The 21,155-nt window shown below is 73.3% G+C and carries 13 protein-coding genes; 7 read left to right on the top strand and 6 right to left on the bottom strand.

What is annotated here, in order from left to right:
* Nucleotides 1-394: 394 nt before the first annotated feature.
* Nucleotides 395-949: a MarR family winged helix-turn-helix transcriptional regulator gene (locus tag ACFY01_RS31370; protein ID WP_390739109.1), complete on the bottom strand. Its 555-nt coding sequence runs from the start codon at nucleotides 947-949 to the stop codon at nucleotides 395-397.
* A 134-nt stretch (nucleotides 950-1,083) separates the two neighbouring features.
* On the opposite strand from ACFY01_RS31370, the gene ACFY01_RS31365 reads away from it, so the two are divergent.
* Nucleotides 1,084-2,343, top strand: a complete 1,260-nt coding sequence (locus tag ACFY01_RS31365; RefSeq protein WP_390739126.1) for an MFS transporter — start codon at nucleotides 1,084-1,086, stop codon at nucleotides 2,341-2,343.
* A 43-nt stretch (nucleotides 2,344-2,386) separates the two neighbouring features.
* Here the strand turns inward: ACFY01_RS31365 and ACFY01_RS31360 are convergent, their stop codons facing one another.
* Entirely contained in the window at nucleotides 2,387-4,039 is a 1,653-nt protein-coding gene (locus ACFY01_RS31360) for a SpoIIE family protein phosphatase (protein WP_390739108.1), read from the bottom strand.
* Between the two features lie 130 nt (nucleotides 4,040-4,169).
* Nucleotides 4,170-5,546, bottom strand: coding sequence for an NAD(P)/FAD-dependent oxidoreductase (locus ACFY01_RS31355; RefSeq protein ID WP_390739107.1), 1,377 nt, complete (start codon nucleotides 5,544-5,546; stop codon nucleotides 4,170-4,172).
* Between the two features lie 379 nt (nucleotides 5,547-5,925).
* Here ACFY01_RS31355 and ACFY01_RS31350 point away from each other — a divergent pair, with 379 nt between their 5' ends.
* Together ACFY01_RS31350 and ACFY01_RS31345 are read left to right on the top strand one after the other, a co-directional pair.
* Nucleotides 5,926-6,702 (top strand): TetR/AcrR family transcriptional regulator, encoded by a 777-nt coding sequence (locus tag ACFY01_RS31350; protein ID WP_390739106.1) that lies wholly within the window; start codon nucleotides 5,926-5,928, stop codon nucleotides 6,700-6,702.
* A gap of 217 nt (nucleotides 6,703-6,919) precedes the next feature.
* Nucleotides 6,920-8,854: a sigma-70 family RNA polymerase sigma factor gene (locus ACFY01_RS31345; protein ID WP_390739105.1), complete on the top strand. Its 1,935-nt coding sequence runs from the start codon at nucleotides 6,920-6,922 to the stop codon at nucleotides 8,852-8,854.
* Here the strand turns inward: ACFY01_RS31345 and ACFY01_RS31340 are convergent.
* The gene (locus tag ACFY01_RS31340) at nucleotides 8,841-12,143 is read right to left on the bottom strand and encodes a BTAD domain-containing putative transcriptional regulator (protein ID WP_390739104.1); all 3,303 of its coding nucleotides are present in this window, start codon (nucleotides 12,141-12,143) and stop codon (nucleotides 8,841-8,843) included. The two genes, ACFY01_RS31345 and ACFY01_RS31340, sit on opposite strands and share 14 nt — an antisense overlap.
* 161 nt (nucleotides 12,144-12,304) lie before the next feature.
* A complete protein-coding gene (locus tag ACFY01_RS31335; protein WP_390739103.1) occupies nucleotides 12,305-14,389 on the bottom strand; it encodes an asparagine synthase-related protein in 2,085 nt (694 codons plus the stop codon).
* Nucleotides 14,390-15,094: 705 nt separating this feature from the next.
* Here ACFY01_RS31335 and ACFY01_RS31330 point away from each other — a divergent pair.
* The 4 genes from ACFY01_RS31330 to ACFY01_RS31315 all read left to right on the top strand — a co-directional run bounded on the left by ACFY01_RS31330 (nucleotide 15,095) and on the right by ACFY01_RS31315 (nucleotide 20,103).
* Complete coding sequence (locus ACFY01_RS31330; protein WP_390739102.1) at nucleotides 15,095-16,519, top strand: MFS transporter; 1,425 nt, start codon at nucleotides 15,095-15,097, stop codon at nucleotides 16,517-16,519.
* A 66-nt stretch (nucleotides 16,520-16,585) separates the two neighbouring features.
* Nucleotides 16,586-17,809 carry an L-2-hydroxyglutarate oxidase gene (gene lhgO, locus ACFY01_RS31325; protein ID WP_390739101.1) on the top strand — a complete coding sequence of 408 codons (1,224 nt, stop codon included), beginning with the start codon at nucleotides 16,586-16,588 and terminating at the stop codon, nucleotides 17,807-17,809.
* Nucleotides 17,810-17,912: 103 nt separating this feature from the next.
* Nucleotides 17,913-18,746, top strand: coding sequence for a tRNA (guanosine(46)-N7)-methyltransferase TrmB (gene trmB / locus ACFY01_RS31320; protein WP_390739100.1), 834 nt, complete (start codon nucleotides 17,913-17,915; stop codon nucleotides 18,744-18,746).
* A gap of 10 nt (nucleotides 18,747-18,756) precedes the next feature.
* Nucleotides 18,757-20,103 carry a PrsW family intramembrane metalloprotease gene (locus ACFY01_RS31315; protein ID WP_390739099.1) on the top strand — a complete coding sequence of 449 codons (1,347 nt, stop codon included), beginning with the start codon at nucleotides 18,757-18,759 and terminating at the stop codon, nucleotides 20,101-20,103.
* A 19-nt stretch (nucleotides 20,104-20,122) separates the two neighbouring features.
* Here the strand turns inward: ACFY01_RS31315 and ACFY01_RS31310 are convergent, their stop codons facing one another.
* Nucleotides 20,123-21,067, bottom strand: a complete 945-nt coding sequence (locus ACFY01_RS31310) for an aldo/keto reductase (RefSeq protein ID WP_390739098.1) — start codon at nucleotides 21,065-21,067, stop codon at nucleotides 20,123-20,125.
* Between the last annotated feature and the right edge of the window lie 88 nt (nucleotides 21,068-21,155).

Raw genomic sequence — 21,155 nt, 5'->3', positions numbered from 1 at the left:
TCTATCAGATCTTTTCTCGATCCGATTTCCTCGGTGCTTTCCAGGTTCCCGCTCTCGCGTTTCCCTTTCCGGCGTTTCCGACTCTATCAGATCCTCGCGGTGTCTGATTCCCAGTCAGAGGGGGTTGCCGTCCCGGCTGTTGGGCCGTTCCGACGTCTCAAACCTTAGCGGATCCGCTCGGCGATTCCCAATCGGGCCGCCGTGCTCCTATTCGAATTGAATTCGGGCACGCCGAAATCAACCCCGTCAGGAGATCGTGCTGTTGGCTTGAGGGTGCCGCTCGCGGCGGCGGAGGTGCTGCCGCAGAACCGTTACGGCTCCGTGGCAACCCGAAGAACTTTACGGATCGGGCAGGGGGCTGTCAAGCGCCCTGCCGCAGGCACTTCGGTCGGTTTCAGTCGAGGTCGCTGAGCCGGCCGCCGGCGTCCGGCTGGGCGTATTCCACCCGGCGGAGGAGCCTGGTCAGGACCTCGCCGAGGGCGGCCCGCTCTGCGGGGGAGAGGTCCTGGAGCAGATCCTCCTCGAAGACCGTCGCCAGGCGCATGGCCTCGAGCCACTTCTCACGGCCGTCGGGGGTCAGCTCCACGATGACTCGGACGCGGTTGGACTCGTCCCTCTCCCGGGTGACCAGACCCTCGGCGACCATGCGGTCGATCCGGTGGGTCATGGCGGCCGGCGTGAGGCCCAGCCGCTTGGCGAGGTCGCTGGGGCCCAGCCGGTAGGGGATGCCGGAGAGGACGAGGGCCTTGAGGACCTCCCACTCGGCGTTGCTGATGCCCAGGCCGGCGGTCTGGCGGCCGTAGGCGACGTTCATCCGGCGGTTCAGACGGGACAGCGCCGAGACGATCTGCTCCACCTGGGGGTCGAGGTCCTGGAACTCGCGCTGATAGGCGGCGATCTGCTCGTCGAGGGTCGGCTCGCTGCTGACGCCGCCGGGGGTGTCGGCCATGGCCGCAGTATGGCACGCGGCGGCTTTGCCTCTAAGTCCTTGAGTGTGTACTCTTTAGCTTCGAACTTTAGGTTCTAAGTCTTCAGATCTAACTCGTGAGAGAGGTGAACGTGACCAGGGCGATGGGCGCAGCGATGCGCCGGATCCACGTGGGCAACGCACTCAGCGCGTTCGGGCTCGGCTTCACCGTCCCCTACCTGTACGTCTATGTGGCGCAGGTGCGGGGGCTGGGGGCCATGACGGCGGGGCTCGTCCTCGCCGTCTTCGCCGTGGCCGCGCTGATCGTGCTGCCGTTCGCCGGTCGGGCGATCGTGCGGCGCGGCCCGCTTCCGGTCCTGCTCGCCGCCCTCGTCATGGCCGCACTGGGCGCGCTGAGCCTGGGACTGGCGGGCAGCGCGGTGGCCGTACTGCTGTCGGCGGCGGCGCTGGGGGCCGGGCAGGCCGTGATGCAGCCGGCGCTGGCGACGATGATCGTGGACTGCTCCACGGCGGACACGCGGTCCCGGGCGTTCGCCATGCAGTTCTTCCTTCAGAACCTCGGGCTGGGCGTCGGTGGTCTCATAGGTGGCCACCTGGTCGACACGACCCGGGTCTCGTCCTTCACGCTGCTGTTCGCGATCGAGGCGGCGATCTTCCTGCTGCTGGTCGTGATGCTGTCGACCGTGCGGATGCCGCACTCTCCGCGGATCGAGGAGGCGCCGGCCGGGTCGGCGAAGGGCGGCTGGAGGCAGCTGCTCGGGAACCGGGCGATGGTGCAGCTGTGTGTGCTGGGCTTCGTACTGTTCTTCGCCTGCTACGGGCAGTTCGAGTCGGGGCTGAGTGCGTACGGCGTCGAGGCGGCGGGGATATCCACCTCCGCGCTCGGTTCCGCGCTGGCCGCCAACACGCTGATGATCGTCGTCGCCCAGTTCGCCGTGCTGAGGTTCGTCGAGCGGCGCCGGCGGTCGCGGGTGATCGCGGGTGTGGGGCTGATCTGGGCCGTCGCTTGGCTCACGGCGGGGTACGCGGGGCTCGGGCACGGCAGCCGGGAGATGGCGACCGCCGCGTTCGTGGCGACGTACGCCCTGTTCGGGCTGGGTGAGGCGATGCTGTCGCCGACGGTCGCCCCGCTGGTGGCCGATCTGGCGCCGGAGGGCATGGCCGGGCAGTACAACTCCGCTTTCGCCCTGGTGAAGCAGCTGGCGCTGGCTGTCGGCCCGGCGGTGGGCGGGCCGCTGGGGGCCGCGCTGGCCGCCCCGTACATCGTGACCTTCCTGCTGTTCTCGCTGGGGATCACCATCCTGGCACTGCGGCTCGGGCGGCGGCTCACCGCCGCCCAGGATCATCCGTGGGCCGCCGCGAAGAGCCGGGTCGTGGCCCGGGGCGGCGCTCCGGCGGAGTCCTTGGCCGCGTAGGCGGCGGGGCCCGCCCCCGGCCCCGGATGCCCCGCCAGCCCCGCTAGCCCCTCGGCAGCACGAACTCGCACCACACGGCCTTGCCTCCGCCCGGTGTACGTCTGGAGCCCCAGTTGGAGGCGATCGTCGCCACGATGGCGATGCCCCTGCCCGACTCGTCGCCCGGTTCCGCGCGGCGGCGGCGCGGGAGGTGGTCGTCGCCGTCCGTGACCTCGATGATCAGGCGGCGGTCGGTGCGGCGGAGCCGCAGCCGCATGGGCGGGGTGCCGTGCTGGAGGGAGTTGGCGACCAGCTCGGACGCGGCGAGGACGCCGAGGTCGTGGAGGTCGGCCGGGAAGCGCCAGCTGGTCAGCACGCCGGAGGCGAAGGCACGCGCGCGTGGGGCCGCTTCCACGCCGCCGAGGAGTTCCAGGGCGGCGTTGCGGAAGAGCTCGCCGTCGGGGCCCGTGCGGGCGGGGTGCTGGAGGACGAGGACCGCCACGTCGTCGTCGTGGTCGGCGGTGACGCCGGCCGAGCGGACCAGGCGGTCGCAGATGACCTGGGGGGTGCCGGTCGCGCCGGCGAGGGCGCGCTCCAGGGCGGCGATGCCCTCGTCGAGGTCCTCGTTGCGCCGTTCCACCAGGCCGTCCGTGTAGAGGACGGCCGTGGAGCCGGGGGTCAGCGGCACCGAGCCGGAGGCGTGCATCCAGCCGCCGGTGCCGAGCGGCGGGCCGGTCGGTTCGTCGGCGCGCTGGACGGTGCCGGTCTCGTCGCGGACGAGGATCGGCAGGTGGCCGGCGGACGCGTACACCAGCCGGCCCTCGTTCGGGTCGTGGATGGCGTACACGCACGTGGCGATCTGGTTGGCGTCGATCTCGGCGGCGAGGCCGTCGAGGAGCTGGAGGACCTCGTGCGGGGGGAGGTCGAGGCGGGCGTACGCGCGGACGGCCGTACGGAGCTGGCCCATGACCGCGGCGGCCCGCACGCCTCTGCCCATGACGTCGCCGATGACGAGTGCGGTGCGTCCGCCGCCGAGGGTGATGACGTCGTACCAGTCGCCGCCGACCGCGGCCTCCGTGCCGCCGGGCTGGTAGGTGGCGGCGATGCGGAGGTCGTCGGGCTGTTCCAGTTCCTGCGGGAGCAGGGAGCGCTGGAGGGTCACGGCCGTCTCGCGTTGGCGGCGTTCGCTGGCGCGCAGGCGGGCGGCGGCCTCGGCGTGGTCGGTGACGTCGGTGGCGAAGACCAGCACGGCCCCGCCGCCGTCGTGTTCGCCGTCCTCGGGGACGGGCGTGCAGGTGAAGGTGTAGGAGCGGCCGTCGACGGCCTTGCGGGACTTGAGGGTGCGTGGCTTGCCGCTGCGCAGGACCTGGTCGAGGAGGGGCAGCAGGCCCAGTTCGGCCAGTTCCGGGAGGCCCTCGCAGGCGGGCTTGCCCAGGTTGCGGGCGCCGAAGGCGGCGGTGTAGGCGTCGTTGAGGTAGGCGATGCGGTGGTCGGGGCCGTGCACCAGGGCGACGAGGGCCGGGACGCGGTCGAGGACCTCACGCGCGGGCAGTTCGTCGACGGCGGGTACGGGTGGGGTGCCGTCGGCCGGCTGTTCGGCGCGGGCCGCGGGCACGGAGCCTTCTCCCCGCCGGTCCAGGGAGACCGCGTGCTCGGTCCGCGCTGCGGCGCGGCGCTGCGTTCCGGGGAGCCGGGCGCTCCAGCGCGTGAAGTTCACAGTGGGGAAAGCCTCGTGGGTGCTGAGGGCGGGCGGGTGCCCGTCGGAGGTCGTGGGGAAGTCTGACAGGTGGCCGTCCGCGGCGACATCCGTCAGACGCCGGGGTGGGCCTGGGAGTTCCTGGATCCGGTCAGGACGACCCCTTCGGGTTGTCCTTGGGGCTGTGCGGAGGCTTTCCACCGGCTGCCAGTTCGAACTCCGCACGGGGGTGTTCGAGTGAGCCGAGGGAGACGATCTCCCGTTTGAAGAGCCCGGCGAGGGTCCACTCGGCGAGCACGCGGGCCTTGCGGTTGAAGGTGGGCACCCTGCTGAGGTGGTAGACGCGGTGCATGAACCAGGCAGGGTAGCCCTTCAGCTTGCGTCCGTAGACCTGGGCGACGCCCTTGTGGAGGCCGAGGGAGGCGACGGAACCGAGGTAGCCGTGCGCGTACGTGTCGAGGGGTTCGCCGCGCAGTGCGTGGACGATGTTGTCGCCGAGGACCTTGGCCTGGCGGACGGCGTGCTGGGCGTTGGGGGCGGTCTCGGTGCCGGGTTCGGCGGCGGTGACGTCGGGGACGGCCGCGGCGTCACCGGCGGCCCAGGCGTGGTCGGTGCCGTCGACTGTCAGCTGCGGGGTGCACCTGAGCCGGCCGCGTTCGTTCAGGGGCAGGTCGGTGGCGGCGAGCAGGGGGCTGGGTTTGACGCCGGCGGTCCACACGACCGTACGGGTCGGGAAGCGCTGGCCGTCACTGAGTACGGCGACGCGGTCGGCGCAGGATTCGAGGCGGGTCCCGAGCAGGACCTGGATGCCCCGGCGGCGCAGTTCGGTGACGGTGTAGCGGCCCATCTCCTCGCCGACCTCGGGCAGGATCCGGTCGGAGGCCTCGACGAGGATCCATTTCAGGTCCTGGGGCTGGACGTTGTGGTAGTAGCGGGTGGCGTAGCGGGCCATGTCCTCGAGTTCGGCGAGGGCCTCGACGCCGGCGTAGCCGCCGCCGACGAAGACGTAGGTGAGGGCGGCGTCGCGGATGGCCGGGTCCCGGGTGGAGGAGGCGATGTCCAGCTGCTCGATGACGTGGTTGCGCAGGCCGATGGCTTCCTCGACGGTCTTGAACCCGATGCCGTGTTCGGCGAGGCCGGGGATGGGGAGCGTGCGGGAGATCGAGCCGGGGGCGAGGACGAGTTCGTCGTAGGTCAGGTGTTCGGTGGGAGCGCCTTCCTCGGTCGCGAGCGTGGTGAGGGTGGCGGTGCGTGCCGCGTGGTCGATGGACGTCACCTCGCCGACGACGATGTGGCACCGGTCCAGTACGCGACGCAGCGGTACGACGACGTGACGAGGGGAAATCAAACCGGCGGCCGCTTCGGGAAGGAACGGCTGGTACGTCATGTAGGGGTCGGGAGTGACGACAGTGATGTCGACGGTCCCCTGCCTGAGCTCCTGTTTCAGCTTTCGCTGAAGGCGCAGGGCCGTGTACATCCCGACGTAGCCGCCGCCGACAACGAGAATGCGCGCACGTTCCTTCACCATCCCATGACGCACCCGGCGCTGTTGTTTGTCCACAGCCCCGGCAAATTGTGTGACCGGCGCGCGGGCGTGCGCGGGGGTGGCAGGTTCGGCGGATCCGGGCGAAAGCGGGCAGGTCAGCGGGGGCGGGCGGAAGGGCGCGGGGGTGTGTAATCGGGACGTATGCGCCTCGTACTCCGATCGGGGGGCGCTCCGTGCGGAACCTGCCCCTTCTGAATTGACAGCCTCTCAACTATGTTCGTGTCGACGGGGTGTGGAGAATGTGGTCGAACGGGTTCGCGACGGGCGGTCCCGATCGGGGAACGGTGCCAGTTCCGCGCACTCCGGAATCAGTGGCGGGGAGAGTCTCCGGGGGGAGACGTCATTAACCGGGGGAACAACCATGCATATTCAGGACACTCATTGGGCATCCGCGTCCGCCATCGCGCCCGGTGGCGCGACGGTGGGCGGAGTGATGAGCGCGGCGGTGGGCAACGGACGCGGGGACGGTGCGCGGACGACGCCGCTGCGGGTGGACGCACAGCGCAATCTGGAACACGTGCTGCGTGCGGCGCGCGAGGTCTTCGGCGAGCTGGGTTACGGCGCGCCGATGGAGGACGTGGCGCGGCGCGCGCGGGTCGGCGTCGGCACGGTGTACCGGCGCTTCCCGAGCAAGGACGTCCTGGTGCGGCGGATAGCCGAGGAGGAGACCTCCCGGCTGACGGACCAGGCACGTGCGGCGCTCGGTCAGGAGGACGAGCCGTGGTCGGCGCTGTCGCGCTTCCTGCGCACGTCGGTGGCCTCGGGTGCGGGGCGGCTGCTGCCGCCGCAGGTGCTGCGGGTCGGTGTCTCGGAGGACGGCGGCGACGCCGTGGCCGAGGAGCCGCGGGTCCCGCAGCAGCGGACGCAGCCGGGCAACGGCGAACTGCGGCTGGTGTCCGAGCAGCCGGCGGTGGTGGCCGATGACGACGCGGGGGCGGCGGCGCTGCTCGACGTGGTGGGTCAGCTCGTGGAGCGGGCCCGCGCGGCGGGTGAGCTGCGGCCGGACGTGTCGGTGTCGGACGTGCTGCTGGTGATCGCGACGGCGGCGCCCTCGCTGCCGGACGCGGCCCAGCAGGCGGCGGCCTCGGCACGGCTGCTGGACATCCTGCTGGAGGGGCTGCGGTCCCGTCCGGCGTGATGGAACAGGGAAGTGGCACAGGGAAGTAGACCGCATCCGGGCGGGGCGGGCTCCTCGAGCCTTCCCCGTCCGGGTGACTTCCCGCACCGCTCGGCGGGAAGTCCGCCCGGTCGAGTGGATGGTCCGTGAAAGCGCGGTCCTGGACAAAAGCCGGTGTGGCACTCTGACCGGGTGATCGGGTCGGGCTGGGCTGGGCTGGCGGCGGGGGCTTCGCGCGATGAGTGGTGACGGGCGGGACGGGTCACTCGGTGACGGTGACGCGGAGACCGGCGGGCTGACCTCCCCGCAGGTGCCGAGCCAGGGCGGCCGGGCGCACACGCCGCCCGACCGCGCCGAGGGCGGCGTGCCGGCCCAGCGCGAGGGCGGTGCCCTGCCGCCGCGGATCCCGCCGCGGTCCGACGGCGAGCTGATCGGACGGATGCGCGCGGGCGACGACAGCGCGTACGAGGAGTTGTACCGGCGGCACGCGGACGCGCTGCTGCGCTATGCCCGGACCTGCTGCCGTGACGCCCACACCGCGGACGATCTGACCGCCGAGGTCTTCGCCCGCATGCTTCAGGCGGTGCGGGGCGGCTCGGGACCCGAGTACGCCGTGCGCGCCTATCTGCTCACCTCTGTCCGCCGGGTCGCCGCGCAGTGGGCGAAATCGTCCCGGCGTGAGCAACTCGTCGACGACTTCGCGGTGTTCGCCGCACAGTCCGCGCGGGCCCCGCAGGACGAGGGCACGTCGGGCCTGGGCGCCGATGTGCGCGCGCTGCACGAGGCCGAGCAGTCCCTGGCCATGCGGGCGTTCCGCTCGCTGCCGGAGCGCTGGCAGGCCGTGCTGTGGCACACCGAGGTGGAGGACGAGTCGCCCAGCCAGGTCGCCACGCTGTTCGGGCTGGACGCCAACGGCACGCGCGTGCTCGCCAGCCGCGCCCGTGAGGGCTTGAAGCAGGCCTATCTCCAGGCTCATGTCAGCACGGCCCTCACCGACGACGAGGGGTGCGCCCGGTACGCCGACCAGCTCGGCACCTATGCCCGGCGCCGCCTGCGCACCCGTGCCGAGCGGGGGTTACGCAAGCATCTGGAGGAGTGCGCCAGGTGCCGGCTCGCGGCCGCCCAGATCGAGGAGGTCGCCGGCGGCATCCCCGCCGTCGTGCCGGTCGCGGTCATCGGCTGGTTCGGTGCCGCGGGGTATGCCAAGGCGCTCGGGATCATCGCCGGTGGTGCGGGGGTGGGCGCAGCGGGCGCGGCCGCCGTCGCGGGCGGCTCGTCCGGTGGGTCCGGTGCGGGCGGCGGCGGGGCCGCCGTCGCGGAGGGCCTGGGCGCGCCGGTGAAGGCCGGTATCGCGGCCGGGGTGGTCGCGGTCTCGGTGGCCGCTGTGGCGCTCGCGCTGGCCCACCATGACGAGCCGGTCAGGCAGACGGCAGCGCCCCCACCGTCCGCCCCGGCGGTCCGGCCCGAGTCCGGGGCCCCCACCCCCGCGCCCCCGGAGAAGGAACCCGCGCCCGCCCGCCCCGCTGCCGCGCCCGGGCCGAAGGCGACCCCCGCGGCGCTCACCCGGTCTCCCGCACCCGCACCCGCGGGCGGCCCGAGCACCGGGCCGATCCCGGCCCCGGCCCCGACGTCGTCCCCCACCACCCCGGGCACCGGACCGGCCCCCGCCCCCGAACCGACGGGGACCACACCGGCGCCGACCCCGACACCGACCCCCACGCCCGCTCCCCCGCGGACGCCGGTCGTCTACGAGTGGAGCGAGCTGCGCTACGACGTCACCGGTGACGGCACGGCACCCGAGATGCGGATCGCCGACAGCAGCTGGGTGTGGCAGCGGTACGGCGTGACGGTCGCCGGGAAGTGGTACGCGCACGGGGTGACCGTCCACGGCGAGTCATCCGTCACCGTCGACCTCAACCGGTCCTGCTCCGCCTATGACGCGCTGGTCGGCGTCGACGACCTGCCGCTGGGGCTCGGCAAGGTCTTCTTCTCCGTCTACGCGGACGGCGTGCGGCTGTGGAAGTCCGGCGTGGTCGAGGGCGGGGACCCGGCCGTCCCGGTCCATGTGGACCTGGCCGGGCGCCGGACGGTACGGCTGGTGGTCGAGCCGCGCCACGCCCTGGACTCCGCCGCGCTCGCGGACTGGGCTCAGGCGCGGTTCACCTGCCGGTAGCGGTCGGTGTCCTGGCCGCCAGTTCGCGCAGCACGTCGTCCACGGTGAGGGTGGCGCCCCGGGCCCGCTCGGCCGTGTAGCGGTCGCCGGGCAGGGTGGCGCGGGCGGTGGCGTCGATCTGCTCGGCGCGGGTGTGCTCCGGCTCCGAGCGCGGATGGCCGGCACGCCAGTGCTCACCCGTGGCGTACAGCCGGACCGCGCCCGCCAGGTCGCCCATCCGGGCCAGCAGGTCCGCCGCGATGTCCACGAGCACCGCCGTGATCGTCTCGGCGCACCGCTGTTCCGCTGCCTCCCGCAGGGCGTCCGCGACGATCGGCAGCCCGCGCGCCGGGCCCGACTCGCCGGCGGTGATGAGGGCGTCCGTCGCGTGCAGCCCCGCCATGAACTGCGGCGGGGGCGTGCCCTGCCCGGTCGCCACGCGGGCCGCCTCCCACAGTTCGCGCGCGTGGGCGATGTCCCCGTCGTGCTGCGCGAAGTGTGCCCGCAGCAGCAGGATGAAGGCCCGGGCGTCCGCCACCCCGTACCGGTCGGCCGCCAGACCGGCCTCGTTCAGGCCGGTCCGCGCCTGCTCACGGTCCCCGGAGCGGTAGGCGATCTCGGCGAGCCGGGCGAGGAGGAACGGTGCCTCGGCGTACGCGCCGACCTCGTAGGCGAGCCGCAGCGCCTCCTCGTACTCGCTCCCGGCGTCCTCGAACCGGCCGCGCGCCATGGCCGCCTCGCCCGCCGCGCTGCACACCTGCGCCCGCATCCAGCGGTCCCCGGCCCGCCGGCTGAGCACGCGCAGCTCGGCCAGTTCGTCGTCCACGCCCCGCAGGTTGCCGGGCGAGTCCACCACCATGTGCGTGCGGAACATCAGGACGGCGCCGATCTCCCAGTCGCCTCCGTACCGGCGGCAGTTGGCGACCACCAGGTCCATGAGGGGCCGCAGGTCGACCGGTCCGCCCAGGTAGTAGGCGGCCATCGGCCAGAGGAGGCCGGGCATCCGGGCGGCGTGCGGACCGCCGTCCTGGAAGGCGTCCTGCACCCGGGCGATGTAGGCGGGGGCCCGCTCGTCCGCCGTGAGGGCCCGCGAGGAGGACTCGGACGTCAGGAAGAGGTGCAGCATCCGCAGGTCCATGCGCAGGGCGTGCCGGGTATGCCCTTTCTCCCCGTCCGGGGCTTCGAGCAGGGCGCCCACCGGGTCGGCGGATTCGGTCAGGGCGAACAGTTCCTCCGGCGAGGTTCCCTCGGGGGCGGTGTCCAGGGCCACGCCCAGGCGCAGGACGCGCTGCACCCACGCCTCGGACTCCTGACGGTAGTTGCGCAGCCACCAGAACCAGCCCATGCGGAGGACGAGCGCACCGGCCTGCGTCTCGTCGCCGGTCCGGACCGCGCGGTCGAGGGCCGCCCGGATGTTGTCGAGCTCGGTCTCCAGACGGGAGATCCACGGCAGCTGCTCCCCGGAGCGCAGCAGCGGATCGGCCTTCTCGACCAGCGCGCGCACCCACGCGCCGTGCCGCCGCTCGGCCGCCGCGCGCAGCTCGGGGAGCTCGGCGGCGCGCTCGGCGGCGTACTCGTGGATGGTCTCCAGCATGCGGTACCGCATGCCGCCGTCGTGGGCGGGGCCGTCGCGCTCGCACGGGGCGGCCACGATCAGGGACTTGTCGACCAGTGCGCCGATCAGGTCCGCCACCGGTCCGGTGCACACGGCCTCCGCCGCCGGGAGGTCCCAGCCGCCGGCGAACACCGACACCTCGCGCAGGACCGTCCGCTCCCGCTCGTCGAGCAGCTCCCAGGACCAGTCGACGACCGCGCGCAGGGTCTGCTGGCGGGGCAGGACCGTGCGGCTTCCGGAGGTGAGGAGGCGGAAGCGGTCGTCGAGGCGGTCGGCGATCTGCCGGGGCGTCAGCAGCCTGAGCCGGGCCGCGGCCAGCTCGATGGCGAGCGGCAGACCGTCCAGGCGGCGGCAGATCTCGTCCACGGCCTCGGTGTCCTTCAGCGCGGTGGCGGCGTCGGGGCGGACGGCCGCCGCGCGCTCCTCGAAGAGGCGGTGCGCCTGCTCGGGGACGAGGGGTTCGACCGGGCGCACCGACTCGCCGGGGACGCCCAGGGGTTCGCGGCTGGTGGCGAGGATCGTGAGGTCCGGGCAGCGGGTGAGCAGCGTCTCGGCGAGGTGGGCGGCCGCGCCGATGACGTGTTCGCAGTTGTCGAGGATCAGGAGCTGGCTGCGCGGGGCGCAGTACTCGACGAGCAGGGCGACCGGGTCGTCGTGGGGGGCCGCCAGGTCGTTGGTCATGAGCACGGTCTCGCGCAGACCGAGCGCGCTGACCACCGCGCCGGGGACCGCCTCCGGCCGGTCGAGCGGGGCGAGCTCGACCAGCCACGCCTGCGGATGCCCGGCGGCGGCCTCCTCGGCGAGACGGGTCTTCCCCGAGCCGCCCGGTCCGGTGAGGGTGACGAGACGGCCCCTGTGCAAGTCGGAACGAACGGCTTCGAGTTCGGGTTCCCGCCCGACGAAGGAGGTGAGGCGGGGTCGGAGGTTGCCGGTACGGCGGGGCGGGGCCGCCGGCGCCGAAAGCGATGGCGGTGGCGTGGCCTGGTTGAGCAACGAAGCGTGCAGGGCCTGGAGTTCCGGTCCCGGATCGGTGCCGAGGGCGTCGGCGAGGGTGCGGCGGGCGGACTCGTACGCGGCGAGCGCGTCGGCGGTACGGCCCGTGTCCCGCAGGGCGCGGATGAGGAGGGCGTGCAGCGGTTCGTCGTACGGGTGGGCCGTGGTCAGCTCCGTCAGCTCCGGTACGACGGCGTGGGCGCGGCCGAGTCGCAGCGCGGCGTCGGCTCGGGCCCGGGTCGCCTCCAGGCGGAGGGCCTCCGGGCGGGTGGCGGCGGTGCGGTCGGGGAGGTCGGCCAGGGCGGGGCCGCGCCACAGGGCGAGGGCGTCGGTCAGGACGCGGGAGGCGGTGGCCGGGTCGTCGCGGTCCAGGGCGGCGGTGCCGTCGCGGACCATGCGCTCGAAGACGAAGAGGTCGATGTCCTCCCGCGTCGCCGCGAGGCGGTAACCACCGGGTTCCGAGGCGACGGCGTGCTTGCCGACGGCCCGGCGGAGGCGTCCGACCAGGGCCTGGAGGGCGGCCGGGGCGTCCTGGGGCGGGTCGTCCGCCCAGACCTCGTCGATCAGGGTGTCGGGGGTGGCGGTGCGGTCCGGGCGCAGGGCCAGAGCGGTGAGAAGGGCACGCAGACGCTGACCGCCGAGGGGCAGGGGGGTGCCCTGGTCGTCCGTCGCTTGGGTTACGCCCAGGATTCTGTACCGCATCAGGTCATTGTGGTGCCGTGTGAAGCGCTGGGTGCGCGAATTTCAGCCCGTCCGGCGTTTGAGGACGAGGCCGTTCAGGCCGATCGGGGGTCTGGGGGCGCAGCCCCCAGGCACGACGAGCCCCCACTCACCCGCACCCGATACTCATCCGCAAGCCCCGCTTACCCACCCGAGGCCAACGCCCCCCGTCGCGGCGTGATCCCGGAGGGCACCGCACGCGCGCGTGCCGGTGTCCCCGTCCAGCAGGTGCCCCGGCGGGACAGCAGGCGGCGCAGCCACAGTTCCAGGGAGACGAGGTCGGCGAGGCCGTCCAGCGGGAGGGGTTCGCCGGCCGCCGCGCCGCGCAGGGCCTTGCGGACGACGCGGGCCTCGACCAGGCCGGCCTCGGCGAGCAGCGGGGTGCCGAAGAGGGAGACGAGGGAGTCGGCGGCCACCCTCAGCCCGGTGCGGGTGGCGGCGGCCGAGGAGGCGTGGGAGGGGGCGCCCCAGCCGGGCGGGAGGTCGGTGATGCCGGCGCCTTCCAGGACCGTGCGCAGGATGTCGGCGCGCGCTCCGGGCCGGACGCGGAGGGCCTCGGGGAGGTCGCGGCAGGCGCGGACGACCTGGTTGTCCAGGAAGGGTGCGTGCAGGCGCTGGAAGCGGATCTCGGCGGCCTGTTCGAGGACGCGGATGTCCGCGGCGTAGCGGGCGAGTGCGGCACGCGCGCGATGGTCGCCGGGACGCTGCCCGGGACCCACGCCGGAGCGGTTCACCGCCCCCTGGAGCAGAACCGATACTTCAGCGAGTGCCTCTCCGGTCAGCCAGCGTGCCGCCGGCCCGGGTCTGGCCCAGGTGAGCGCCGCGAGGGAGGCCCCGACCGCGCCGCCGGGCTCCTCGAAGCGGCGGCGCAGCAGCCGTTCGGCGAGGGCCTCCACTCCGGTGCGGTAGGGCGTCCGGGCCAGCCGCCGCGCCGCGCCGTACACGCGCGCGGGGACCATCACCGAGCCGTCCGCCTTGGCCAGTGCGGCGACCGGCCGTACCAGGTGGCGCCGTTTGCGGTCCATCAGCAGGTCCGCCAGGCGGGCGGGGTGCGCGTCCAGGACCTGGCGGGCACCGTGGCCCGTGAAGTGGTCCGCGCTGCCGGCGGCCAGGCGCGCGCGGTGGCGGGCCGCCGTGATCAGGGACGGACCCGGTTCGTCGGTGAGGGGCCCGTCCAGGTCGGCGTACGGCAGGACCTCCTCGCCGCCGGTCACCACCACGTGGTGCAGGCGCGGGTTGGCCGCGAGCGTCCCCGCGCGCTCCAGTTCGGCCTCCCGGCCGCCCACGGCCAGGTCGTTGAAGGTGACGGCCAGCAGTCGCTCCCCGGCTCCCGTGCCGTGCCCGAGGACCGTGCCCGGCATGCCCGGCAGCCCGGCCGCCAGCAGGGCCAGGGTGCCCGAGGCCGGTCCGCCGGACAGGTCGGCGCCGATCCCGGGTACGGGCATCCCCCGCGCGGCCCGTCGCTCGGCGGGCCCCATGCCGGGCACCGGGCCGGGGTCTATGTCGGCGCCGGGGACGTGCCGGGGCGCGGAGAGGCGGGCGCGGACGGCGTCCACGAGCGCGTCGCGCACCGCGTCCACGGCGCGGTCGGGGTCGGCCGACGGCGCCGCCACCGCGAGGGAGGCGACCGGCTCGTACCCGGCGATCTCACGCGACCCGGCGCGCAGGATGAGCGCATGCCCCGGCGGAACGCGCCGTACGCCGTCGTACGGCGTGGAGTCGTACAGCGCGGCCGGTACGTCGGGGGCGGCGAGCAGGGCCGCGAGGTGACCGAAGTCGAGGTTGGCCTCGATGAGGTCGGCGAGGGGCAGCGCGGCCGTCGCGTAGGCCGTGCCGCCCGCCCACGGGGTGTGGAACACCGGGCGGGCGCCCGCGAGGTCGCCGCAGACGGTGATGCGGCGGCCGACCTGGACGACGGCCGTGTAGCTGCCGGACCAGGTCGTCAGATGCCTCAGCGCGCCCCCGCGCGCGGTGAACAGGCCGAGCCGCAGCTCCTCGTCGGAGGCCCCGCAGGTGCCCAGGACGGCGATCCGGTTCTGGGCGTCGGCCTTGACCACCCGCACCTCGTCCGGCCGCCAGTCGCCGACCGCCCACAGCGGATCCGGGTCCCCCCACAGGAGTTGGGAGCCGATCGGGTGCACGGTCTCGCCGTCGTCCCCGACAGCGCCGGCGGAGCCGATTCCGGCGGCGCCCGCGGCGGTGCTGCTCCATCCCACCAACCACCGCATGGACGCCTCCACAGGCTGTGGACAACCAGTGCACCGTACGAACCGGGTCCCATGCTGCCATGAAGAACGCGCCCCCGAGGGGCGGCGGCGCCGCCTCGGCTGCCGTCGGCGCGCCCGTGCGCGCGCACTCGTGCGGAAGTCGAACAGAAGCCAACCCCCGTACGGCGCACGGCCGCTGCGACTCGAATGCGCCCCCGAAACGCTCCCCGAAAACGCCCTTCGCGCCCTCAACTCCCATGGTGGGAGCGGGGATCACACCCAAAAGAGGGGGGTCGATTTTCAGCCAATCTGGCGTGGCGTGGACAGGTTCGAGCACGCTCCGTACATGCTCTCCGCAGCGCACGGACAGCGCACAGTCCGGGAGGCGGGCATCGCCTCCCGGACCGGTCCGCCACCCGCGGGGATGAAGGTGGCGGTGTCCCCCAGCCCACTGGATCCAGTACAGCGGGCCGACCCACGCACGACCCATGGAACCGCTCCCCCCGTGGCCGGAGAAGAGCGCACGGACGGGCGCACGGCCACACGACGGGGGCACGGCGCGACAGCCCGTGCACGGTGCGTACAGGGCGAGTGGTCCGTGACGGACCACAATCCCGCCATCCGGAACAATGCCCCTTAACGCTTGGGATGCGGCGAACTACGCTGGGTTTACGAATGCCGCGTGGTTATGCCAGCGCGGCAGCCGTCTGTGTCGAGGGGTGGCGCATGTCCAGGGAGCAACGCGGGCCGAACGAAAAACTCGGCACCGTTCTCGCCCTCGCGGGAATCAGCAACGCAGGACTCGCGCGACGCGTCAACGATCTTGGCGCTCAACGTGGGTTGACTCTTCGCTACGACAAGACGTCGGTGGCGCGCTGGGTGTCGAAGGGCATGGTGCCGCAGGGTGCCGCGCCGCATCTCATCGCCGCCGCCATCGGCCAGAAGCTCGGCCGCCCGGTGCCGCTCCACGAGATCGGCCTGGCGGACGCGGATCCCGCCCCCGAAGTCGGCCTCGCCTTCCCCAGGGACGTGGGACAGGCGGTGCGGTCGGCGACCGATCTGTACCGCCTCGACCTCGCCGGGCGCCGGGCCGGCGCCGGCGGCATCTGGCAGTCGCTGGCCGGCTCGTTCGCAGTGAGCGCGTACGCAACGCCCGCCTCACGCTGGCTGATAACCCCCGCCGACAGCTCGGTCGCGCGGGACGCGAACCTCTCCGAGGGCTCCGGCGCACCGCTCAAAGTCGGCCACAGCGATGTGCAGAAACTGCGGGAGGCAGCCGAGGACGCCAGGCGCTGGGACTCCAAATACGGAGGCGGCGACTGGCGTTCGTCCATGGTGCCCGAGTGCCTCAGGGTGGAGGCGGCACCGCTGCTGCTCGGCTCGTACTCGGACGAGGTCGGCCGCGCCCTCTTCGGGGCCAGCGCCGAACTCACCCGGCTGGCGGGCTGGATGGCCTTCGACACCGGCCAGCAGGAGGCCGCACAGCGCTACTACATCCAGGCGCTGCGCCTCGCCCGCGCGGCCGCGGACGTCCCCCTCGGGGGCTATGTGCTCGCCTCCATGTCGTTGCAGGCGACGTACCGGGGCTTCGGCGACGAGGGCGTCGACCTCGCGCAGGCCGCCCTGGAGCGCAACCGCGGCCTGGCCACCGCCCGCACCATGAGCTTCTTCCGGCTGGTCGAGGCACGCGCCCACGCGCGCGCGGGCGACGCCCAGGCGGCCGGGGCGGCCCTGAAGGCGGCCGAGGGCTGGCTGGAGCGCTCCCGCGACGGCGACCAGGACCCGTCCTGGCTCGGTTTCTACGGCTACGACCGCTTCGCCGCCGACGCCGCCGAGTGCTACCGCGACCTGAAGGCCCCGCGCCAGGTCCGCCGCTTCACCGAGCAGGCCCTGTCGAAGCCGACGGAGGAGTTCGTGCGGTCGCACGGGCTCAGGCTGGTCGTCTCGGCGGTCGCCGAGCTGGAGTCGGGCAACCTGGACGCGGCCTGCGAGCAGGGGGTGCGGGCGGTGGAGGTGGCCGGGCGGATCTCCTCGGCGCGCACCACGGAGTACGTGAAGGATCTCCTGCACCGGCTGGAGCCGTACGGGGACGAGCCGCGGGTGGTGGAGCTGCGGGAACGGGCCCGTCCGTTGCTGATGGCGCCGGCGTAGGGGCCGCGTCTCCTCCGCGGGGTTTCAAGGCGTTGTCAGTGGCGCAGTGCACTATCGACGTGGGAGGTGGTGCAGGTGCGGCCGGGGATCGCTTATGACTGCGACGTGCTCGTGATCGGTGGTGGGATCGTCGGGCTGTCCACCGCGTACGCGATCACGCGTGCCGCGCCGGGCACCCGTGTGACCGTGCTGGAGAAGGAGCCGGGAGCGGCCCGGCACCAGACGGGGCGCAACAGCGGGGTCATCCACAGCGGGATCTACTACCGGCCCGGCTCCCTGAAGGCGCGGTACGCGGTGCGGGGCGCGGCCGAGATGGTGAAGTTCTGCGCGGAGTACGGCGTCGCGCACGCCGTCACCGGCAAGCTGATCGTCGCCACCGAGCGGGAGGAGCTGCCGCGGCTGCACGCGCTCGTGCAGCGCGGCCGGGAGAACGGGATTCCGGTACGGGAGCTCGGATCGGCCCAGATCGCGGAGTACGAGCCTGAGGTGCAGGGGCTCGCGGCGATACACGTCGGGACGACGGGGGTGTGCGACTTCACCGGGGTCGCGCGGCAGCTGGCCGAGGCGTCCGGGGCGGAGATCCGGTACGGGGCGCGGGCCGAGCGGATCGACCGGCGGCCGGAGCTCGGCGTCGCCGTGCGAACCGCGGGCGGGGACGTCGTGCGCGGGCGGGTGCTGGTGAACTGCGCCGGGCTGTACTGCGACGAGGTGGCCCGGCTGACCGGTGACGAGCCCGGGGTGCGGATCGTGCCGTTCCGGGGTGAGTACTACGAGCTGGCGCGTCCGGGGCTGGTGCGTGGGCTGGTGTATCCGGTGCCGGATCCGGCGTTCCCGTTCCTCGGCGTGCATCTCACGCGCGGGATCGACGGCGGCGTGCACATCGGGCCGAACGCGGTGCCGGCGCTGGCCCGCGAGGGGTACGGCTGGGGGGTCGTACGGCCGCGGGAGACGGCGGTGACGCTGGCCTGGCCGGGATCGTGGGCGATCGCCCGGCGGCACTGGCGGTACGGGCTCGGGGAGTTCCGGCGCTCGGTGTCGAAGGCCGCCTTCACCAAGGCCGTACGCAGACTGCTGCCCGCGGTGGAGGAGGCCGATCTCGTACGGGCCCCCGCCGGGGTGCGGGCGCAGGCGGTACTGCGGGACGGCACGCTGGTGGACGACTTCCTGATCAAGGAGGGTCCCCGCGCGGTGCACGTACTGAACGCCCCGTCACCCGCCGCCACCGCTTCGCTGCCGATCGGGCGGGAGGTGGCGAGCAGGGCGTTGAGCGCGCTGGAGGCCCTGGGGTGATCCCCGTCGCGCCGTGGTCCGGCCGGTGTCGCCGAGCGCGTGCGCCTCGGCGGCGTCGGCCTCGGTCGGGCGCCGGGGCGGCCCCGCGTAAAATCGAGTCACTGTGTCTGACTCGTTGAACGCTCCCGAAACCCCCGGCCCCCCGCATCCCGCCCCCGGTGTGTCCATCCGGCACAGCCGGGCCAAGGGGGAGCCACGGTTCCCGGACGGCCCGAAGGCGGACCCGGCGGGGTCGCACTTCGAGCGGCGGATCCGGAGTTTCCAGCCGCGGCGGAGCCGGGTGACGGCGGGGCAGGCCGACGCGTTGCAGCGGTTGTGGCCCAAGTGGGGGCTGGACATCGACGGGCGGCGGGACATCGATCTCGCCGAGCTGTTCGGCAACGACAACCCGGTCGTGCTCGAGATCGGGTTCGGGATGGGAGAGGCCACCGCTCGGATGGCCGCCGCGGATCCCGGCACCAACATCCTCGCGGTGGACGTGCACACCCCGGGCCAGGGCAACCTCCTGGGCATCGCGGACCGCGACGGGCTGTCCAACGTCCGCGTCGGCAACGGCGACGCCATCATCCTGCTGCGCGAGATGCTCACCCCGGACTCGCTGGACGGGCTGCGCGTCTACTTCCCGGACCCCTGGCCGAAGAAGCGGCACCACAAGCGGCGGCTGATCCAGCCGGAGTTCCTCACCCTGGCCGCGACCCGGCTGAGGCCCGGGGCGGTCGTGCACTGCGCGACCGACTGGGAGCCGTACGCCGAGCAGATGCTGGAAGTGCTGACCGAGCACCCGGACTTCGAGAACACCCGGCCCGACGGCGGTTTCGCGCCGCGTCCCGACTTCCGCCCGCTGACCCGTTTCGAGGGACAGGGCCTGGAGAAGGGACATGTGGTGAATGATCTGCTGTTCCGCCGCGTACAGCAGCGGGAGCAGCAGCGACGTTAGGGTCAATGCCGTGGCCACCTTTCCCCCGTATCCGACGCACCCCGCCGGTCCCGTCGACGGTGCGCTCCGGCACCCGCACTGGTGGCAGCGCAGGTGGGTGCGGTACGGGGCGCTGATCACGCTGCTGGCGCTCTCCGGGCTGGTCATCCTGGCCCTCGTGCGGCAGCAGACCGGCACGGAGGGGTTCCTCGTCGGGCTCGGGCTGGCCGTGCTGCCCGTCCCGCTGCTCATAGCCGCCTTCCGCTGGCTGGACCGGGTCGCGCCCGGCCCGTGGCGGAACACGGTCTTCGCCTTCGCCTGGGGCGCCTGCGCGGCGGCGCTGATAGCCATCGTCGCCAACAGCTTCGCCACCAAGTGGATAGCGACGACGGGCGACCCGTCCAGCGCCGACACCCTCGGCGCGACGGTGATAGCGCCGATCGTGGAGGAGTCCGCCAAGGCCGCCGCCGTCCTGCTCGTCTTCCTCTTCCGCAGACGGGACTTCACCGGGATCGTGGACGGCGTGGTGATAGCCGGGGTCACGGCCACCGGGTTCGCCTTCACCGAGAACATCCTCTACCTCGGCACCGCCTTCGGCACCGACCAGATCACCGGCGGCCGCGGCATCGCCTCGGTGACCGCGGCGACCTTCTTCGTGCGCGTCATCATGTCCCCGTTCGCGCACCCCCTGTTCACCGTCATGACCGGCATCGGCTTCGGCATCGCCGCCCTGTCCGCCGACCGGCAGCACGTGCGGCGCGTGCTGGTGCCGCTGGGCGGGCTGCTGCTCGCGATGGGCATGCACGCGCTGTGGAACGGCTCCTCCACCTTCGGCGAGTACGGCTTCTTCGCCGTGTACGGGACCTTCATGCTGCCCGCGTTCGGGCTGCTGACCTGGCTGGTGATCTGGACGCGCCAGCGGGAGCTGCGGACCGTACGGGAGGAGCTCCCGGCGTACGTCCTCGCCGGCTGGCTGGGCCCGGGCGAGCCGTTCGCGCTGGGCTCGATGCGGGCCCGGCGGATGGCCCGTGACTACGCCCGTCATCACGGGGGCAAGCCGGCCGCGCGGGCGGTGGCGCAGTACGAGGCGTACGCGACCTCGCTGGCGTTCCTGCGGCACCGGGGGCGCCGCGGGCGGGCGGGGGCCGACTTCGTCGTACGGGAGCGGGATCTGCTGGCCGAGCTGTGGAGCAGACGGCAGGCGGCACGGCCCGCGCTGGAGTACGCGGCGAGGGCGTCGGCTCCGGTGGTTCCGACACCCTGGCCGGTGTACGGGGTGCAGGGGGCGTACGGGTACGTACAGGGGCCGCCCGGCCCCGGGCCCGGCTACGGGTATCCGGCGGCGCCGTACACCGCCTACAACCCGTACCGGACGTAGCGGAACGGGGCGGGGACGGCTACGCCGACGCCTCGGTGAGCCGCGTCAGCTCCTCCCCGGTGAGTTCCAGCTCGGCCACCCCGAGCAGCGCCGGCAGCTGGTCCACCGTGCGGGCCGAGGCGAGGGGAGCCGCCACCGTCGGCTGCGCGGCGAGCCAGGCGAGGGCCACGGTGGCCACGGGGGCGTCGTGCGCGGCGGCGATCTCGTCGAGGGCCGTCAGGACCTTCTGCCCCCGCTCGGTCTCGAGGTGCTTGGCCGCACCGCCCGCCCGCGCGCTGTCCACGGTGGTACCGGGCCGGTACTTGCCCGTGAGGAAGCCGGAGGCGAGGGCGTAGTACGGCACGACCGCGAGGCCTGCGCGGTCGGTGACGTCCCGCAGCGGTCCCTCGTAGGTGTCGCGCGAGACGAGGTTGTAGTGCGGCTGAAGTGCCACGTACCGGGCGAGGCCCTCGCGCTCGGAGAAGTCGAGGGACGCCTGGAGGCGCTCGGCCGAGATGTTGGAGGCCGCGATGTAGCGCACCTTGCCCGTCCGGACGAGTTCGTCGAGCGCCCCGATGATCTCCTCGACCGGGACCTCGGTCTTGTCGAAGTGGGTGTAGTAAAGGTCGATGTGGTCGGTGCCGAGGCGGCGCAGGGAGGCGTCGGCCGCGGCCTTGATGTTGCCGGCGGTCAGGCCCTGGTACTTCGGGTGCTGGCTGACCTTGGTGGCGATGACGACGTCGGAGCGGTTGCCGCGGGACTTCAGCCAGTTGCCGATGACGGTCTCCGATTCACCGCCCTCGTTGCCGTCGACCCATGCCGAGTAGGAGTCGGCGGTGTCGACGAAGTTGCCGCCGGCGGCCGTGTAGGCGTCCAGGACGGCGAAGGACTGCGCCTCGTCGGCGGTCCAGCCGAAGACGTTGCCGCCGAGGGCGAGCGGGAAGACCTCGAGGTCGGAGTTGCCGAGTTTGCGAAGGGAAGTCATGCCTTGATCCAACAACCGCGGCGGTGGCGCGCATTCCGCGAAGACCGGCAGCCCTGACGTCGGGGGGTGTCGTCAGGGCTGCCGGGGA

It is taken from the genome of Streptomyces sp. NPDC001480 (genome assembly GCF_042894725.1).
GTDB lineage: Bacteria > Actinomycetota > Actinomycetes > Streptomycetales > Streptomycetaceae > Streptomyces.
The sequence above is the reverse complement of the archived record's forward strand: the minus strand, read 5'-3'. Positions and strand labels throughout refer to the sequence as shown.

Coding starts and splice junctions, on each gene's coding strand:
- ACFY01_RS31370 (WP_390739109.1), bottom strand. CDS start 949: ATGGCCGACACCCCCGGCGGCGTCAGCAGCGAGCCGACCCTCGACGAG.
- ACFY01_RS31365 (WP_390739126.1), top strand. CDS start 1,084: ATGCGCCGGATCCACGTGGGCAACGCACTCAGCGCGTTCGGGCTCGGC.
- ACFY01_RS31355 (WP_390739107.1), bottom strand. CDS start 5,546: ATGGTGAAGGAACGTGCGCGCATTCTCGTTGTCGGCGGCGGCTACGTC.
- ACFY01_RS31350 (WP_390739106.1), top strand. CDS start 5,926: ATGCATATTCAGGACACTCATTGGGCATCCGCGTCCGCCATCGCGCCC.
- ACFY01_RS31345 (WP_390739105.1), top strand. CDS start 6,920: ATGAGTGGTGACGGGCGGGACGGGTCACTCGGTGACGGTGACGCGGAG.
- ACFY01_RS31340 (WP_390739104.1), bottom strand. CDS start 12,143: ATGCGGTACAGAATCCTGGGCGTAACCCAAGCGACGGACGACCAGGGC.
- ACFY01_RS31335 (WP_390739103.1), bottom strand. CDS start 14,389: ATGCGGTGGTTGGTGGGATGGAGCAGCACCGCCGCGGGCGCCGCCGGA.
- ACFY01_RS31330 (WP_390739102.1), top strand. CDS start 15,095: ATGTCCAGGGAGCAACGCGGGCCGAACGAAAAACTCGGCACCGTTCTC.
- ACFY01_RS31310 (WP_390739098.1), bottom strand. CDS start 21,067: ATGACTTCCCTTCGCAAACTCGGCAACTCCGACCTCGAGGTCTTCCCG.